The sequence below is a fragment of the Kitasatospora sp. UYEF31 genome, from assembly GCF_057291755.1.
The window spans coordinates 1-16,221 of sequence record NZ_JBXAWK010000014.1 but is presented as its reverse complement, the minus strand read 5'-3'; the positions used below and the strand labels follow the sequence as shown (position 1 = coordinate 16,221).

Annotated in this window: 18 protein-coding genes; 10 read left to right on the top strand and 8 right to left on the bottom strand. The window is 68.6% G+C overall.

The window, feature by feature from the left end:
* Window positions 1–94: 94 nt before the first annotated feature.
* The 3 genes from AC0Z36_RS09515 to AC0Z36_RS09505 all read left to right on the top strand — a co-directional run bounded on the left by AC0Z36_RS09515 (window position 95) and on the right by AC0Z36_RS09505 (window position 3,419).
* The gene (locus AC0Z36_RS09515; protein ID WP_485462312.1) at window positions 95–883 is read left to right on the top strand and encodes a crotonase/enoyl-CoA hydratase family protein; all 789 of its coding nucleotides are present in this window, start codon (window positions 95–97) and stop codon (window positions 881–883) included.
* A 101-nt stretch (window positions 884–984) separates the two neighbouring features.
* Window positions 985–2,166 (top strand): thiolase family protein, encoded by a 1,182-nt coding sequence (locus AC0Z36_RS09510; protein ID WP_485462311.1) that lies wholly within the window; start codon window positions 985–987, stop codon window positions 2,164–2,166.
* Window positions 2,167–2,273: 107 nt separating this feature from the next.
* Complete coding sequence (locus AC0Z36_RS09505) at window positions 2,274–3,419, top strand: CaiB/BaiF CoA transferase family protein (RefSeq protein WP_485462310.1); 1,146 nt, start codon at window positions 2,274–2,276, stop codon at window positions 3,417–3,419.
* 14 nt (window positions 3,420–3,433) lie between these two features.
* On the opposite strand, the gene AC0Z36_RS09500 is transcribed toward AC0Z36_RS09505, so the two are convergent.
* The 6 genes from AC0Z36_RS09500 to lplAB all read right to left on the bottom strand — a co-directional run bounded on the left by AC0Z36_RS09500 (window position 3,434) and on the right by lplAB (window position 8,048).
* Window positions 3,434–3,607 (bottom strand): hypothetical protein, encoded by a 174-nt coding sequence (locus AC0Z36_RS09500; protein ID WP_485462309.1) that lies wholly within the window; start codon window positions 3,605–3,607, stop codon window positions 3,434–3,436.
* Between the two features lie 285 nt (window positions 3,608–3,892).
* Entirely contained in the window at window positions 3,893–4,546 is a 654-nt protein-coding gene (locus AC0Z36_RS09495; protein ID WP_485462308.1) for a pentapeptide repeat-containing protein, read from the bottom strand.
* 65 nt (window positions 4,547–4,611) lie between these two features.
* Complete coding sequence (locus AC0Z36_RS09490; RefSeq protein WP_485462307.1) at window positions 4,612–4,998, bottom strand: hypothetical protein; 387 nt, start codon at window positions 4,996–4,998, stop codon at window positions 4,612–4,614.
* Window positions 4,999–5,436: 438 nt separating this feature from the next.
* Window positions 5,437–5,796, bottom strand: a complete 360-nt coding sequence (locus AC0Z36_RS09485; protein WP_485462306.1) for a hypothetical protein — start codon at window positions 5,794–5,796, stop codon at window positions 5,437–5,439.
* Between the two features lie 255 nt (window positions 5,797–6,051).
* On the bottom strand, window positions 6,052–6,909 hold the full coding sequence (locus tag AC0Z36_RS09480; protein ID WP_485462305.1) for an RNA polymerase sigma-70 factor: 858 nt from the start codon (window positions 6,907–6,909) through the stop codon (window positions 6,052–6,054).
* An 83-nt stretch (window positions 6,910–6,992) separates the two neighbouring features.
* Window positions 6,993–8,048 carry a lipoate-protein ligase LplAB gene (lplAB, locus tag AC0Z36_RS09475; protein WP_485462304.1) on the bottom strand — a complete coding sequence of 352 codons (1,056 nt, stop codon included), beginning with the start codon at window positions 8,046–8,048 and terminating at the stop codon, window positions 6,993–6,995.
* Window positions 8,049–8,125: 77 nt separating this feature from the next.
* Here lplAB and AC0Z36_RS09470 point away from each other — a divergent pair, with 77 nt between their 5' ends.
* The 7 genes from AC0Z36_RS09470 (at window position 8,126) to AC0Z36_RS09440 (ending at window position 14,566) form a co-directional block, all read left to right on the top strand.
* Window positions 8,126–8,713, top strand: a complete 588-nt coding sequence (locus tag AC0Z36_RS09470) for a pyridoxamine 5'-phosphate oxidase family protein (RefSeq protein ID WP_485462303.1) — start codon at window positions 8,126–8,128, stop codon at window positions 8,711–8,713.
* A gap of 480 nt (window positions 8,714–9,193) precedes the next feature.
* Window positions 9,194–10,189 (top strand): ATP-grasp domain-containing protein, encoded by a 996-nt coding sequence (locus AC0Z36_RS09465; RefSeq protein ID WP_485462302.1) that lies wholly within the window; start codon window positions 9,194–9,196, stop codon window positions 10,187–10,189.
* Window positions 10,186–10,989: an ATP-grasp domain-containing protein gene (locus tag AC0Z36_RS09460; RefSeq protein ID WP_485462301.1), complete on the top strand. Its 804-nt coding sequence runs from the start codon at window positions 10,186–10,188 to the stop codon at window positions 10,987–10,989. The genes AC0Z36_RS09465 and AC0Z36_RS09460 overlap by 4 nt, the downstream gene beginning before the upstream one ends.
* A gap of 32 nt (window positions 10,990–11,021) precedes the next feature.
* Window positions 11,022–11,600, top strand: a complete 579-nt coding sequence (locus AC0Z36_RS09455) for a TetR/AcrR family transcriptional regulator (protein WP_485462300.1) — start codon at window positions 11,022–11,024, stop codon at window positions 11,598–11,600.
* Window positions 11,601–11,788: 188 nt separating this feature from the next.
* Window positions 11,789–12,553 carry an SDR family NAD(P)-dependent oxidoreductase gene (locus tag AC0Z36_RS09450; protein WP_485462299.1) on the top strand — a complete coding sequence of 255 codons (765 nt, stop codon included), beginning with the start codon at window positions 11,789–11,791 and terminating at the stop codon, window positions 12,551–12,553.
* A gap of 232 nt (window positions 12,554–12,785) precedes the next feature.
* Window positions 12,786–13,703, top strand: a complete 918-nt coding sequence (locus AC0Z36_RS09445; RefSeq protein WP_485462298.1) for a DUF559 domain-containing protein — start codon at window positions 12,786–12,788, stop codon at window positions 13,701–13,703.
* 398 nt (window positions 13,704–14,101) lie between these two features.
* Complete coding sequence (locus AC0Z36_RS09440; RefSeq protein ID WP_485462297.1) at window positions 14,102–14,566, top strand: hypothetical protein; 465 nt, start codon at window positions 14,102–14,104, stop codon at window positions 14,564–14,566.
* Here AC0Z36_RS09440 and AC0Z36_RS09435 read toward each other — a convergent pair.
* Complete coding sequence (locus AC0Z36_RS09435) at window positions 14,547–15,587, bottom strand: questin oxidase family protein (protein ID WP_485462296.1); 1,041 nt, start codon at window positions 15,585–15,587, stop codon at window positions 14,547–14,549. The two genes, AC0Z36_RS09440 and AC0Z36_RS09435, sit on opposite strands and share 20 nt — an antisense overlap.
* Before the next feature lie 53 nt (window positions 15,588–15,640).
* Window positions 15,641–16,036 (bottom strand): VOC family protein, encoded by a 396-nt coding sequence (locus AC0Z36_RS09430; protein ID WP_485462295.1) that lies wholly within the window; start codon window positions 16,034–16,036, stop codon window positions 15,641–15,643.
* Window positions 16,037–16,221: the final 185 nt, after the last annotated feature.

The following is a 16,221-nucleotide window of genomic DNA, read 5'->3' as shown; positions in this document are numbered from 1 at the left end:
TAGGCTCCTCAGCTGAGACAGCAGTCGACAACTTGTTCCATTCCCTCGGGTCCTGACCCTGCGGTCATGACCCTGTACGGAAGGCACATGCGCGATGCCAGCTGAAGCACCCGTCCTCTTCGAGAGGCACGGCCGTACGGCACTCATCACGCTCAACCGGCCCGAGGCCCTGAACGCCGTCAACCCCGAGCTCGCCGGGGCACTCGGCGCGGCCCTTGAGGAACTGACCCAGGACGACGACCTGTGGGTCGGTGTGGTCACCGGTGCCGGCCGGGCGTTCTGCGCCGGGGCCGACCTCAAGGCCATCGCCGCCCGTCGACGCCTGGACGCGCCCGACCACCCGGAGTGGGGGTTCGGCGGCTTCGTCCGTCACTATGTCGACAAGCCCATCATCGCCGCAGTCAACGGCATCGCCTTCGGCGGCGGTGCGGAGATAGTGCTGAGCAGCGACCTCGCCATCGCCGACGAGCACGCGCAGTTCGGCATCCCCGAGGTGAAGCGCGGGCTGATCGCCGGAGCCGGCGGGGTCATCCGGCTGCCCCGGCAGATCCCGAACAAGATCGCGGCCCGGCTCGCGTTCACCGGCGAACCCGTCACCGCGGTCGAGGCCGCCCACTGGGGCCTGGTGAACGACGTCGCCCCCGCAGGCACCTGCGTGGAGGCTTCACTCGCGCTGGCCGAGCAGATCTGCCGGAACGCCCCCCTGGCCGTCCGGGCCAGCAAGCGCATCATCCAGCACGGCGCAGCCCTGGGCGGCGACTGGGAACCGGCGGTCTGGGACTACAACGACGACCAGTTCCGCCAGGTGCTGCGCAGCGAGGACGCGAAGGAGGGCCCGCGGGCCTTCGCCGAGAAGCGCGACCCCAAGTGGCAAGGTCACTAACTGGCCTGCCCACCTGCGTCGATCATGGACAAAATGCCCTTCAACGATCGCCAGAGGGCACCTTTGTACATGATCGACGCGATGGATTCCGAGGAGACGAAATGACCAACGCAGTCATCGTGGACGCCGTCCGTACGGCCTCCGGCAAAGGAAAGCCCGGCGGCGCGCTGTCCGGGATCCACCCGGTCGACTTGCTCGCCCAGACGCTCAAACAGCTGGTGGAACGCACCGGCATCGATCCGGCGGGCATCGACGATGTGATCACCGGCTGCGTTTCGCAGGCGGGGGAGCAGGCGCTCAACATCTCCCGGAACGCGGTGCTCGCCGCCGGGCTGCCCGAGTCGGTGCCGGCGACTACCGTCGACCGGCAGTGCGGTTCCTCGCAGCAGGCCGCGCACTTCGCCGCGCAGGGTGTGATCGCGGGCGCGTACGACATCGTCATCGCGGCGGGCGTCGAGATGATGAGCCGGGTGCCGATGGGGTTCAGCGCCAAGGGCGCCGATCCGTTCGGCAGCATGATCGGCGAGCGGTATCCCGAGGGGCTGATCCCGCAGGGCTATTCGGCTGAGATCATCGCGGGCCGCTGGAAGCTGGACCGTACGGCCCTGGACCGCTTCTCCGCGCGCTCGCACGAGCTGGCCGCGCACGCCGCCGAGCGCGGTGAGTTCGCCAACGAGATCGTCCCGGTCACACTCCCCGACGGGACCGCGCACACCAAAGACGAGACCGTACGGGCGACCACCACGGTCGACGGACTCGCCGGTCTCAAGCCGGCGTTCTACAACGAGGCCATGGGGCAGCGGTTCCCGGAGATCGACTGGCGGATCACGCCCGGCAACTCCTCACCGCTGACCGACGGCGCGTCGGCGATGCTCATCATGAGCGAGGAGCGCGCCGCCCAGCTGGGGCTGACGCCGCGGGCCCGCTTCCACGCGTTCTCCGTCGCCGGTGACGACCCGGTCATGATGCTGACCGGTGTCATCCCGGCCACCCGCAAGGTCCTGGCCAAGGCCGGGCTCAGCATCGACGACATCGACGTGTTCGAGGTCAACGAGGCGTTCGCGCCGGTCCCGCTGGCCTGGGCGCAGGACGTGGGCGCGGACCTGGACCGCACCAACATCCGCGGCGGCGCGATCGCGCTCGGCCACCCGCTGGGCGCGTCGGGCGGGCGGCTGACGGCGACGATGCTGAACATCCTGGAGTCCACCGGCGGTCGGTACGGCCTCCAGACGATGTGTGAGGGCGGCGGGATGGCCAACGCGTTCATCCTCGAACGACTGTAAAGCGATGATCTTGGAGTTTGCAGGTCGGCCCGTGGTGTTCACAGTGGCCTGGAAACTCCAAGATCATTACAGCGGATCCGACGCCCCATCATCCGGAAAGGATCCTGATGCGCCCCCTGGACGGCTTCCGCGTACTCGACTTCACCATGAACGTCGCCGGCCCCCTCGCCGGGCAGATCCTCGCCGACCTGGGTGCGGAGGTCATCAAGATCGAATCGCCGCAGGGGGAGGCGTCCCGCCGGATCACCTCCACAAAACCGGGCCTGGAACACCTCCAGCCCTATTTCCTCCCGAACAACCGTGGCAAGAAGTCCGTGGTCCTGGACCTGACAACTGATGAGGGCGTACGGAACGCTCTTGCGCTCGTCGACTCTGCGGACGTGTTGCTGGAGGGCTTCCGTCCCGGCGTGATGACCCGCCTCGGTCTGGGTTCCGAAGCCGTGCAGAGCCGGAACCCGCGCTGCGTTTACGCGTCCCTCTCGGCCTACGCGGACAGCGGACGGCCGGGTATCGACGTCATCGTGCAGGCCGAAGCCGGCTGTCTCACCGGCCTCCAGGACGCGGACGGCACACCGCGGTTCATCAACTTCCAACTCATCGACGGCGCGAGCGGACACGTGTTCGCGCAGGCCGTACTCGCCGCGCTGCTCCAGCGCGAACGCCACGGAGTCGCCGAAAAAGTCGACGTAGCGATGTACGACGTGGCCTGCAGCCTCCAGTCGAACCACCTCACACACCGCCTCAACGGCGCGCCGACCAGGAAGCGCCCACCGGGCAAGCCGGTGACCAAGAGCATCGCCGTCGAACCCTCCGGCGCCTACCGGGCCGCCGACGGGCATGTGGTCATCGCCGCGTACGTCCCCAAGCACTGGCAGGCCCTCACCGCCGTACTCGGCCGCCCCGACCTCGCCGCGGACCCGCGCTTCGCGGACCAGCGCTCCCGTACGGTCCACTCGGTCGAACTACGCGCCGAACTGGAGAAGGAGTTCGCCGCCCGGCCGGTGGCCGACTGGATCGGGGTCATCCAGGCCGCGGGGTTGATGGCCACCCAGGCCAACACCTGGTCTGACGTCGTGCGCACACCGGTCTTCGCGGCCAGCGGCCTCACTGTCGAAACCGAATACGAAGGCCGTACGGTCACCACGCTGCGCACCCCGGCCCGCTTCTCCGGCTTCGACGCGATAGCCGACGGACCGGTGCCGGGGCTGGGGGAGCACACAGAAGAAGTGCTGGGAGCAGTCGGCGACAGGTAGGGGGCCGCAAGCCCTCAGTCGCCGAACACCGAGCTCACGATCGCCCTGCTCGTCTCCCCGTACGGCGGCGCGAAAGCGTCGATCAGGTCATCCGCCCCCCGGACGAACACCCCGCGCGGGTTGGTGAACTCCCCGAACCCGTCGATGCCGCGGTGCCGGCCCGTACCGCTGCGGCATCCGCCGCTCAAGCCGGTCCACCGTGCCGACCTTCTCCAGGTCGACCACCTCGCACCCGGCTTCCCGCGTCTCGTCGAACAGACCGGTGAACAGGCCAGGGTGGACGGCGAAGTCGGCGGTCATGGACTCTCCAAGCGGGAAGTGGCGTCACAGGTCCGTACCGGCCGACGGTTGTGCCCGGCCGCCCGAAACCGTCCGCGCTCGGAGCACGGACGTACAGCGGGGAATCAGGGACACCGTCGTCCGGTGCGCAGCCTTGACCTGCCGCCCTGACGAGTCAAGGGAGTTCCCGGACGTCACCGGCCCTTGACGGTGATCCCCATCTCGGCTGCCAGCATCGGCGCGATCTCCATCAGCTGGAGGTCGCTGATCACCACACCCCGCAGGGCGTCGTAGCCGGCCTTGATGCCCAGCCGCGCCCCGCGCAGGTCGACCTTCTTCAGCACCGACTTGGTGAAGTCCACATCGCTGAGCTTCGAACCGCTGAAGCTGACCTTGGTGAGTCTGGCCCCGCCGAAGTCGACGTCGCGGAGCACGCAGTCCTCGAACACCACGTCGGTGAACGAGCAGTTGCGGAAGTTCACCGAGTCGAGTTTGCAGCCGGAGAACACCACCCGCTCGAACCCGCTGTCGAACATCTGCACACCCGCGGCGATGCCGCCGAGCACGGTGGCGTCCCGCCAGCGCGTCCGGGCCATGTCGGGGCCGACGAGCCGCACCTCCTGCATCCAGGTGTCGACGAACCCCGCGCCCCGGAACTTCCCGCCCTCGATCGACCCGCCGGTGAACGCGCACTCCATGAAGGTGCTGCCGATGGCCGACTCGTCGACGAGGTCGATCCGGTCGAAGTGCAGCAGGTCGTAGTTCTCGTCGCCCGCCAGGAACGCGGCCCCGGCCCGCAGGTCGGCGGCGTACGGGAGTTCGGCGAGGGTGGTGGGGTGGTTTGGCATGGTCCTCAGGAATCCGTCGGGTGCGGGGGTTGTGCCACGCTACCCCGCGGCACCGACACGGATCTTCAGCCCGATCGCAGCAGCATCCGCAGCAGCCGGACGGTACGGTCGCCGACCACCGGGTCTGCCCGGTCGAGCAGCCCGTCGAGCCCGTCCCGGCCGCCTTCCGCCACCGTCGCAGGCCGCCAGGAGTCCACCGCGCTGAAGGCACGCGCCCTGATCTTCGGCTCGGGATCGTGCAGCCCCGTCAGCGCGGCCCTGAGCTGGACGATGCTCTGCTGCCCGTTGAGCAGCCTGAACGCGGCGATCCGGTGGTGCCTGGGTTGATTGGCGGACAGCAGCAGCAGAAGTCGGTGCTCCGGGATCTGCGGCGCGAACGGCAGCAAGGCGGTGGAGACCTGCCGGACGACCGCCGACGAAGGATCGTCGATCATCCGTACGAGACGGCCCACCGGGACCGCGTCCAGGATCCGCAGCGCTTTGACCGCCGCCGCGCGGACTGCGGGCCGCTTCGCTGACCGGTCGGGCCCAGTCGGCGCACCGGATGATCAGCAGGGGAAGCAACTCGTCGGGGGCCTTCCGCAGCGCCCGTTCACGCACCCGCCCGTCCGGGTGGCACAACGCCAGGACGACACCCAGGCGGGTCGGCTCGCCCGCCGCCGGGGTTTCGTCCGGCTGGGACCGCCGGTACCAGAGGTGATCCCGTACGGCTGAATCAATGGTGATCCAGATACCCGGACCGGCAGCTGACAACAACCGCATCGCCTCGTCAGCCAGAGTCGCGTCAGTTGCCGCGCGGAGCAGTGCGACGTTCAGGTCGTCATGGGAACCGCCGGTTTTCACGGCTGCGGCGATCAAGGACGCCAAGGAGTCCGGTGTGTCCGTCCCGGTCATCGCTCCCCCTCCGGATAGAACGACCGCACCACTTCGACGCGCCCCACGATGTGCGCGTTGAACTCCGCCAACTCCTCAGCCGGGACCCACAGTTCGAGGATCTCCCGGCCGCCGGCCCGCTGGACCGGGTAGCGGGACAGGAACCCGGAGTCCACCTCGAAGCGGGTCACAAAACCCGAGCCCGACGCCGGTACGTTCCACTCCTCCGCGATGCGTACCGCGTACGCCTCGTTCAGCACGGGGTAGAAGATCGGCTGGTCGGGGAGCCTCGGCGGCCAGGCGCGCCAGTCGGCGGCCTCGACCAGCGCCAACTCCTCCGGTCCGGTGGGGCGCCACAGGGTGGTGGTGTCGGTCATAGCGGGAAGAATCCTTGATCGGATGTTCGGGCGGGGCTCTGAATGCTGCCACTCGGCAGGGCTGAGGGCATCCGGATTTAGGGCCTGTTCTGGGTTTCCCGCCGGGGCCGCGCCGCCCGGCACCACCACTCGCGGCGTTGCCGGATCCTCCAGGTACGACCGATACAAGTCCGGATCCGGCGCCTTGCGACGCACGGCGCCGGACAACGCGACCTGGTCCGGCGGAAAACCCAGAACAGGCCCTGACTCAGCCACTCACAAAATGTGCCGCAGCTTGTCCGGGTTCCGGATCAGCCGGATCGCCGTGACCTTCCCGTCCTCGACGTCGAGGCAGCCGACCGTGTCGGGGACCCCCGCGACCAGGACCACCACCCCCGGCTGCCCGTTGACCTCGACCGGGCGGACCTCCACGTCGGTGATCTTCCCGTCGAGCACCCCGAGGATGAACCGGGCCACCTTGTCCGCCCCGTGCAGCGGCCTGATCGCCGCGCGCACCTTGCCGCCGCCGTCCGTCCACGCGGTGACGTCGGGGGCCAGGAGCTCCAGCATCCGGTTGAGGTCGCCCCCGAGCGCCGCACTCAGGAATTCATCGGTCACCCGCTGGCGTACGGAATTGTCCGTGTCGAACCGGGGCCGCCGGGCCTGGACGTGGTTGCGCGCCCGGTGCCCCACCTGCCGGACGGACGCCTCCGACTTCCCCAGCGTCTCCGCGATGTCCTTGAACGAGAAGCCGAAGACCTCCTTGAGGACGAAGACCGCCCGCTCCAGGGGCGACAGCGTCTCCATGACGACAAGCATGGCCAGGGAGACCGATTCGGCCATCTCGGCATCCTCCGCCACGTCGGGTGTGGTCACCAGCGGTTCGGGCAGCCACGGGCCGACGTACGTCTCACGCCGTACGGCCGCCGAGCCGAGCCTGTTCAACGCCAGGTTGGTGACCGTACGGGCGAGGTAGGCGCGGGGTTTGTCGACCTCGTCGGTGACCGTGCTCCAGCGCAGCCACGCGTCCTGCACGATGTCCTCGGCGTCGGCGACGCTGCCCAGCATCCGGTAGGCGATACCGAACAGCGTCCGCCGGTGCTCTTCGAATGTCTCGGTGCGTCCATCGGTCATGGGTTCGACCGTACTGGGGACCATGGCAGCCACCTCCGCCCCGTACGACCGAAGGCGGCCCGCGGCTGTGACACCGCAGCGCGCTACGGCACCAGCGCGGTCCACTCCGGGGTGCCGAACTTCGTCGCCACCAGCTCCCGCGCCCGCGCCATCTCTTCTGCGGTCACCCCACCGGTGGTCAATCCGTACCGCCCCCGGAACGAATCCACCATCCTGTCGATGACAGCCTCACGCGGCAGCCCCGTCTGGCGGCGCAGCGGGTCCACGCGCTTCTTCGCGCTCTTGGTCCCCTTGTCGGAGAGCTTCTCCTTGCCGATGCGCAGGACCTCGAGCATCTTGTCCGCGTCGATGTCGTACGCCATGGTCACGTGGTGCAGCACCGCGCCCTGGTCGCTGAGCATGCGCTTCTGCGCCGCGCCCGCGATCTTCCCTGCGTCGGTGGCGATGTCGTTGAGCGGTTGGTACCAGGCCTTGACGCCCATGTCGCTGAGCGCGCCGAGCACCCAGTCGTCGAGGTAGGCGTAGCTGTCCGCGAACGACAGTCCCTGGACCAGGGCCGCAGGCACCGACAGTGAGTACGTGATGGTGTTGCCGGGTTCGATGAACATGGCTCCGCCACCGGAGATCCGGCGCACAACCTCGATGCCGTGCCGCTCCGCGCCCTCCGGGTCGACTTCGTTGCGCAGCGACTGGAAGCTGCCGATGACCACGGCGGGCGCGCCCCATTCCCACACCCGCAGGGTCGGCGGGCGCCGTCCGGCCGCGACCTCGGTGGTCAGCACCTGGTCGAGCGCCATGTGCAGGGCGGGGGACTGCGGCTCGTCGTGGATCAGCTGCCAGTCGTAGTCGGTCCAGTCGGTGGCGTTGGACAGTGCCCGGCGCACAGCGATACCGATGCCTTCGCTGGTCAGCCCGTACATCACGGTGCCGGCGGGGAGCGCCGCGTCAATCCTGGCCGCGAGCCCGGCCGCGTCGGTGTCGGCGGGGGCGCCGTCCAGTGCGGGGCTGAGCGCGCGGAACGCCTCGTCGGGTTCGAGGAAGAAGTCCCCGGCCACCTGGACGTTGTGGAGCACTCCGTCGTGGACGTCGAGGTCGACGACAACGAGCTTTCCACCGGGGACCTTGTATTCACCATGCATGCCAGCCAGCGTAATGCCCGGTTGGAGTGTGACGTGGCAGCTACCGGTCCCGTACGCGATGTCCGACAATGCCCGCCATGGGAAAAACCTACGAACGCATCGATGGCCGGCTCCGCACCTTCATCGAAGAGCAGAAGATCTTCTTCGTTGCTTCGGCCCCGCTGGCTGAGGACGGCCACGTCAACCTCTCACCGAAGGGAAGGTCGGGGTCGCTGACCATCCTGGACGAGCAGACCGTGGCCTACCTCGACTTCGGCGGCAGTCACGCGGAGACCATCGCCCACCTGCGGGAGAACGGTCGGATCACGGTGATGTGGTGTGCCTTCGAAGGCCCGCCGAACATCGTCCGGGTGCACGGCACCGGCGAGGCGGTGTTCCGCGACGATCCGCGCTGGGCTGACCTGGTCGCGCGGTTCGATCCGGCTGAGGCCAAGGCTCCGGCCCTGCGGGCGATCATCATCGTGACGGCCAAGCTCATCACCGACACCTGCGGCTACGCGGTCCCGTTCCTGGATTACAAGGAGGAGCGCACGCTGCATTCTGATTTCTTCGGCCGCAAGAGCGACGAGGAGTTCGCGGCGTACTGCGAGTCCAAGCAGTACATCGGCACGAGCATGGACGGCCTGCCGGCGATTCCGCTGCCACTTCCCCCGCGTACGGCCTGAGACACGGCCTGAGACACGGACTGAGACACGGACTGGGTCGCGGCCTGGGACCGGAACCACACGGCCCGGGCCCGACGCAGGATCAGCTGACGCACCGGCACACAGTCGTTTCTCATACTTTCCACCATTCAGTCAGGGTCGTTCGTCCCCCGTAAGAGGGCCGCGCTTCCCCCGTAAAGAGTCGATCCTCGACCTCCCGGTTTCCGTACTGAAACGATCCCACCCGATCGAGCGATCCGAATCCGACGATCCGACAAAACCGGCACGCGGCCAGATCCTTGACCACTTCCGGCCTCCGCCGCCACTTCCGGCCAACACCTCGAACAGCCATCCTGGAGAACGGAGGGCACCCGCCGCTCTGCCCTCCCGCGCACGGAGTAGCACCTGCGGTACTGCCCCCGGGAACCGGCGTGTCATCCTGTGGCGTCACACCAACGCCGGACACTTACGGCGAGCACACAGGTCGGGAGAAAACCGCAGATGAGACTGTGCTTCCTGCTGGAGGAGCACTACCGCCGCGATGGCATGCCGCAGGACGTCGTGCAGCAACTAACCACCTGGGGGCACCAGGCCGACGTACTGCGTCCGGGTGGATCGCTGATCGACCTCGCCACCGTCATCCAGTCGGGCACCTACGACGCCTGGGTGCTCAAGACGGTGTCCGGCGGGCCGGGGCTGACACTGCTGGAAGCCGCCGCCGGATCGGGGCTGACCACGGTCAACGACGTACGGGCCATCAGGTCCGTGCGCGACAAGGCCGTCGCCGCCGTCATCGCCGCCCAGCGGGGCATCCCCATGCCGCCGACATACTTCGCGGCGACACCGGACCTGCTCGCCGGTCTTCCGGAGTTCCTCTACCCACTGGTGGTGAAGCCCGCCGACGGCAGTTCGGGGCGCGCCGTACGGCTGCTCGGCTCACCGGGCGAACTGGCTGTGGCCGACCTGTCCGGCGAGGGCTTCCTGCTGGCCCAGCCGTACATCGCGAACTCCGGAACCGACCTCAAGGTCTACAGCCTGGACGGCGAACTCCACGCGACCGTACGGCGGTCCCCGCTGCACCCCGGCCACGCGGTCCGGGAGCAGAGCGTGCCGCTGCCCGCCGAGGTGGCGGCGATGGTCGAACGGGTGGGCGAGGTCTTCCAGCTCGACCTGTTCGGCGTGGACGTCGTATACGGGCCCGACGGGCCGGTGATCGTCGACATCAACGACTTCCCGAGTTTCCGGCGGGTGCCCGACGCGATACCCCGCGTCGCCCAGGCAATCCTGCGACTCGCGGCGGCCGGGTCGGCCGTGGTCCGGAAACAGACCACGGTCCCGAAACAAGCCACGATCCCGGAACAGACCACGGTTCCGATACAGACCACAGCCCCACAGCATTCCGCAGTCCCACAGCATTCCGCAGTCCCACACCAGGAACATGCCAGGACACCTGCCGAGCGCTTCACCCTGGCCGGCCCCGGGCGGCTGACCGCGTGAGGATCCGGCTGCTCACCGACAAGCCCGACCATCCGCTCCTCGCCGAGGCCTGCGCGCTGCTGACACCGCAGCACCAGGTGGACGCCGTCGACCCGGACGTAGAAGCACTGCCCCCGACCCCCGGGGACGCGGACGTCTACCTGTTGAAGGCCCACACCCCACGCGCGCTGGCCTACGCCCGGCAGGCCGAACTGATCGGCGCCCACGTCGTCAACTCCGCCGCAGCCACCGCGCGTTGCCAGGACCGCGTCACAATGGGCCGGCTCGCCCGCCGGGCGGGACTGCCCTTCCCGGTGAGTCGTTCGTACGATCGCCTCGCCGACCTCGCGCCGACCCGTTTCCCGATCATCGTGAAAAGCCGGATCAGCCGTCGTTCCGACCTGGTCACTCGTGTCGACGGGCCGGATGAACTCCGCGCACTCGCCGGTCAGTGGCCAAAAGAGCCGGTCATCGTCCAGGAGTTCGCGGACAACGGCGGCTGGGACCACAAACTGTGGGTCATCGGCGGCTCCGTGTTCGCCGGGCTGCGCCGCAGCCCGCTGGGCAGCACCGCACCCATGGGAACTCTGCAACTGGACCTCGACGACCTGCCGACGGGCTGGGCCGACTTGGCCCTGCGCGTCGGCCAGGTGTTCGATCTCCAGGTGTACGGAGTGGACATCCTCGACCGCGCCGAGGGCCCCTGGATAGTGGACGTCAACGCGTTCCCAGGCGTGCGGGGAATGACCGGCGCGGCACAGGCACTGGCCGATCTGGCCACCGCTTTCACACCCGCGCTCAAGGTCAGAACTTATTCTTGACCGATCGTTCTCGTATGGCTAAAGTCGTGGCCATGGCAAGGACCAAGGCGTTCGACCCGGACGCGGCGCTCCAGGCCGCGCTAGAGCTTTTCTGGGAGCGCGGCTTCGAAGCGACGTCGATGGCCGACCTCGTCGAGCACATGGGCGTCGCACGGGCGAGCATCTACGCGACGTACGGCGGCAAACAGGAGCTGTACTTCAAAGCGCTCGACCGCTACAAGGAGCAGCACAACCCCGGCCTGGTCAGGGGCCTGTCCCAGCCGGGCCCTGCGCTGCCGGCCGTCCGGGCGCTCGTGGAGAAGTTCGTCACCGAGTCCACCCAGGGCGTGCCGCGCCTCGGTTGCCTGGTGACGAACACCGCGATCGAGATGCCGCAGGAGCCGGAGGCCCGGCGCCGGGTCGAGTCGGCCTGGGAGTCGATCGAGACCGCCCTGACCTCGGCGCTGATCCGCGCCCAGGCACAGGGCGAACTGGCGCGGGACAAGAGCCCCCGAGCGATCGCCCGGATGATCCTGGTGCTGATCCAGGGGATGCGCGCGATGGGCCGGGGCGGCTGCTCGCAGCAGCTGCTGCGCGACGCCGGAGACCAGGCCCTCACCGCGCTCGACTGATCGGCCCCACGTAAAAGCAGCCACTTCCCGCAGGCTTTTTTCGACCTCAAACAAGAACGATCGGTCCAATTAGGGTTGCCGTACGGAATTCTCACGCTGCAAAACATCACAAAACTTCGCAAAACACCACACCGCGTCACTGCACATCACTGCACATCACCGCACGTCATAGCTCGGGAGCTTGAACCATGACCGCAGATCGCTTCACCGGCAAGGTCGTCCTCATCACCGGCGGCGGGGCCGGCATCGGACAGGCGACAGCCCGGGCGTTCGCCGCAGAAGGCGCGACCGTCGTCGTCGCCGGCCGGCGCGCCGAGCCATTGAAAGAGACCGTCGCACTCATTGAAGCGGCGGGCGGCACCGCGACCGCCCTGACGGCCGATGTCACCGACTCGGCGTCCGTGGCAACGCTCGTCGAAGGCACCGTCGCACTCCACGGCTCCCTTGACATCGCCGTGAACAACGTCGGCCTGTTCCCCACCCCGGCCGCCGTCGGCGACATCAACGAGGCCGACTGGAACGCCGCACTGACCACCAACGTCACCGGCACGTTCTTGTCCATGCGGCACGAAATCGCGCAAATGCGCAAGCAGGGCGGCGGTGTCATCGTCAACATCGCCTCCCAGCTCGGCGCGCACAAGCGGGTGCCGGGTCTCGGCGCGTACGTCGCCACCAAGGCCGCCGTCGCCGCACTGACCCGCAACGCGGCGATCGACCACATCGGCGAGGGCATCCGCATCAACGCCGTGAGCCCGGGATCCTCCGACACTCCGATGTCCATGCGGCCCGGGGAGACCGAAACGGACCGCGCGGAGCGGCTGAAGGGCGCCGTGCCGATCGGCCGGGTCGGCTACCTGGAGGAGATCGCCGCAGCGATCCTGTACGCGGCGTCCCCCGAGGCGGCTTTCCTCGTCGGCTCCGACATCGTGATCGACGGCGGCTCGACCGCCTGAGCCACCCGGACCGGGGGCCATGAACACATTGGCCGGCGGTCCCGACACCGGGGCCACCTCGCCGGAGCGCGCCACGCCACCCGGCCCACGGACGCCTGGGCCACATGCCCGGACTCAGCCACCCGACCGGAGCGGCCCACGGACGCCCGGGCCACTCGATCGGATGATCAGGCCATCCGATCGAGTGGCTCCGGCTGGTCTCCGTGCCGCGGACCGGGCACGCTCACGGGCTATGGCCCGACCTTCCTTGCCGGTCCCGCACCAGTTGCGCGGCCGCGTTTTCACCTCCGCCGAAGCAGCCAGGCTCGGGGTGACCCACAATCAGCTGCGTGGCCCCGCCTACCGCAGGGTCGGCCACGGCCGGTACGCCGTCGCCGGGGACCGGGAACCCGATGTACTTCAGCAGTGCTCAGCGGTCGGGCTGCCGCCGTCGGCCGCCTTCAGCCACTGGACGGCGATCGGACTGCTGAACCTGCCCGAACCGACCCCGCGCCCACCTGGCGACGGACTGCACATCACCTGCCCGCCTGGCACCCCGGAGCTTCGACAGCGGCAGCTGACAACCCATCGGATGCCTCTCGGCCCAGCCGACACCATGCGCTGGTTCGGACTGCAAGTGACGTCAGCCGAGCGCTTGTTCGTGGACATGGCGACGCTGCTCCAACCTGCCGATCTGATGGCCGTGGGCGACGCCATGCTCTCGTCGTACCTGACCAGCGGCGAATCACTGTCCGCGTACCTCGCGCGGAAGTCCGGACGCAGAGGTGTCACCCGGGCGCGGAAACTGGCGCCCTACCTGAACGGCCTGTCGGGATCCCCTATGGAAAGCCGGGTCCGCTGGCTGTTCCTCACCGCCTGGCTCCCGACGCCGGCGCTCCAGTACGAAGTCCGGGACGCCACCGGGGGTTTCATCGCCCGCTGCGACTTCGCCTGGCCGCACGTCCGGGTCTGCGTGGAGTACGAGGGCCGCCAGCACGCCGCCGGCGCGCAGTTCGCCCGGGATGTCGAGCGGTACACGGCACTAACCAGGTGCGGCTGGGCGTCGCTGCGCTACACCGCGGCGCAGGTGTACGGGAACCCTGGCGCGGTCGTGGCCGAAGTTGCGGCGCTGTTGCGGTCCCGGGGGCTGGACTGGCCATCGACCAACTGAACAGACGGGAGAGATCTGGTGGTCATTCGGCGAAAATGACCACCAGATCTCTCCCGTCTGTTCAGTTGGCACGGCTCTTGAGTCGCACGGCGACAACGCCGGCCACAGCAAAGGCGACCGCCGCGGGTTCCCCTGACGTGGCGGCGGGGTCTTCGCGCCAGGCGTCCCGTACGCCGCCGTACGCCGCCGTACGCCGCCGTACGCCGCCGAGTCACCGCCGAGTCACCGCCGAGTCGCCGCCGCCGAACAGGGCGCTCAGTTCGTCCATCCTGGCCGGGCTCCGGATGGCAGCGCAGCACCCGCGCCGGTGTCGGGTAAACCCGAACACCGCCCCAAGAAACGGTCAAAGGTCTCTAACGTCCCCTTAAGCGACAAACCAACGGGGTAGGTCACCAGGTATGAACAGCAACCGCCTCTCCCGCAAGTACGTCCGCACCGCCGTCGCACTGGCCGCTTCGGCCGCGCTGCTCGGCGTCCCGACCGCCTACGCCGTCGCTTCCCCGGGCCCCGTGCCCGCGGTCGCCGCGCAGGCGGAGCACCGTACGCCCGTCTCGACCGTCAAGGCCTTCGTATCGAAGTACCTCGCCGCCGTCGACGGTGGCGACCCGCGCGCCGTCCGCGGCCGCTACCTGACCGCCGAGCTCAACGACCGGCTCGACGTGTGGGCTGACGAGAACCACGCCGACCCGGTGCTGCGCGCGCAGAACACGCCGAACAGCTGGGACGTCCGCTACGCGGGCAGCGGCGCCGGACACACGACCGTGGTCGTCACCGAGCACTTCGGTGACGACACGGTCGAGGTCTGGTATCAGGTGCGGCTGGACACCCTGGTCATCGACGACCTCACGGGCGGTACGGCATAGGTTCGATCGCTTCCACGGACCGCAGTCCCGAGGCGAGGGCATCGCTGTCGCCGGTCCCGGCGTAGACGTCCAGGACCGTGTCGACGAGCTTGACCGCATGCTCGTCGCCGTGGGCTGCGGCCCGTTCCATGACCTCGACCGGGTCGTCCGACCGCTGCGTCGGTGGTGCCTGGCCGGGCTTCGCGTAGGCGGCCGTGAACGCGGCCGTCGCCGCCCAGGCCGCCGAGTAGGACTCCGCCCACAGCTCCCGCGGCAGGACGGGCAGGACCCGCGCCACCGCGCTCGGTGTGGTCACGGCGTGGACGAACATGACGCTGCTGCGGTGTTCCCTGCGCAGGAAGGTGAGCGACACGGCGTGGACGAGCGCGTCCAGTTCGGCCGCGGTGTCGGCCGGCGAACGGGCGTCCCCGACCGCCGTCGACCACTCGTCCCAGGCGCCGAGCATGTCGAGCCGCTTGAGGATGTGTCCGGCCTTCTCATCGGGGAGCGTCGGAACGAACCCCAATGCCGTACGGGGGTCCCGTACGCCACGGGTCGCAAGCTGCGGCGGCAAAGCTTTGTACGCCGCCGCGAAGTAGCCCATCGCATGCTCGAACTCGGCTTTGCGCACCGGCGATTCGCCGTAGTCGCGGAGCGCCCGCACAGCGTGCCCGACCCGGATAATCCCGTGTCCGGCGGCTCCGACGAGGCCGGGCAGGAGGCGCGGCCACCACAGCGCGAGCACGTCCTGCCACGGCTGCTCCGCGGTCTCGTTCCGGAAGAACGCCGTCCAGTCGGCCGTACGGTCGCGTTCGCCGAGGGCCTCCTTCCAGTCGGTGATGACCGCCCGCGGTCTGTCCGCGTCTTCGAGACGTTCGAGATACGTGTCGAGCCAGCCGGGCACGTCGTCGCCGTGTCCGGCGCGGACGAGCGATTCGACCACCATGGGGCCGTGGTTCGACATGCAGTCCTCGTACTCGGCCCCGGTGCCGTGCAGCCGCTGCCACGCCTCGTCCAGGATGTCCACTGCCTTGGTGTTCATCACTGTGTCTCCCTTGTTTTTTGACGGCGGTCAACAATGGGGCCGACGGTGCGTCAGATTCCCATGAGCCCGCGCAGCAGACAGAATTCGTTGCCCTCCGGGTCGGCCAGGACCGTCCACCCCCGGGTCCTGCCCTGGCCTACGTCGACCTTCTTCGCCCCCAGCTCCAGCAGTCGCCGCAGTTCGCCCTCGTAGTCGCCGTCCTCCGCGACCAGATCCAGGTGCAGTCGGTTCTTGATCTGCTTGGACTCGGGCACCTTGAGGAAGTAGATCTTCGGCGGGTGCGGTTCCGCCCGGACTTCCTCGGGCGTCCGGGCGCGGTCGGCGATGGACCGGTCGCCGTCGGTGTCCACGTCGACGACCCGGTAGTCGAGCACTTCGGCCCAGAACCCGGCCAGGAGCCGCGGATCATGGCAATCGACGATGAGTTCGCTCCACCTGCTGACCATGGGGGAAGTCTGCCGGACCGCCGGGCGGCCGCGTGAGAATTTTCAGTGCGGACTTCATTACTTACTTTTTGGCGTGTATCAGACTTTAAAGGTAACTGTTTAGGGGTTTCAGCTGGTTGTGGGCAGCATCCATGACCGTCCGGCGAAGAGGTCGCGTAGGGCGGTGAGGGGGTTGATGCCGTGTT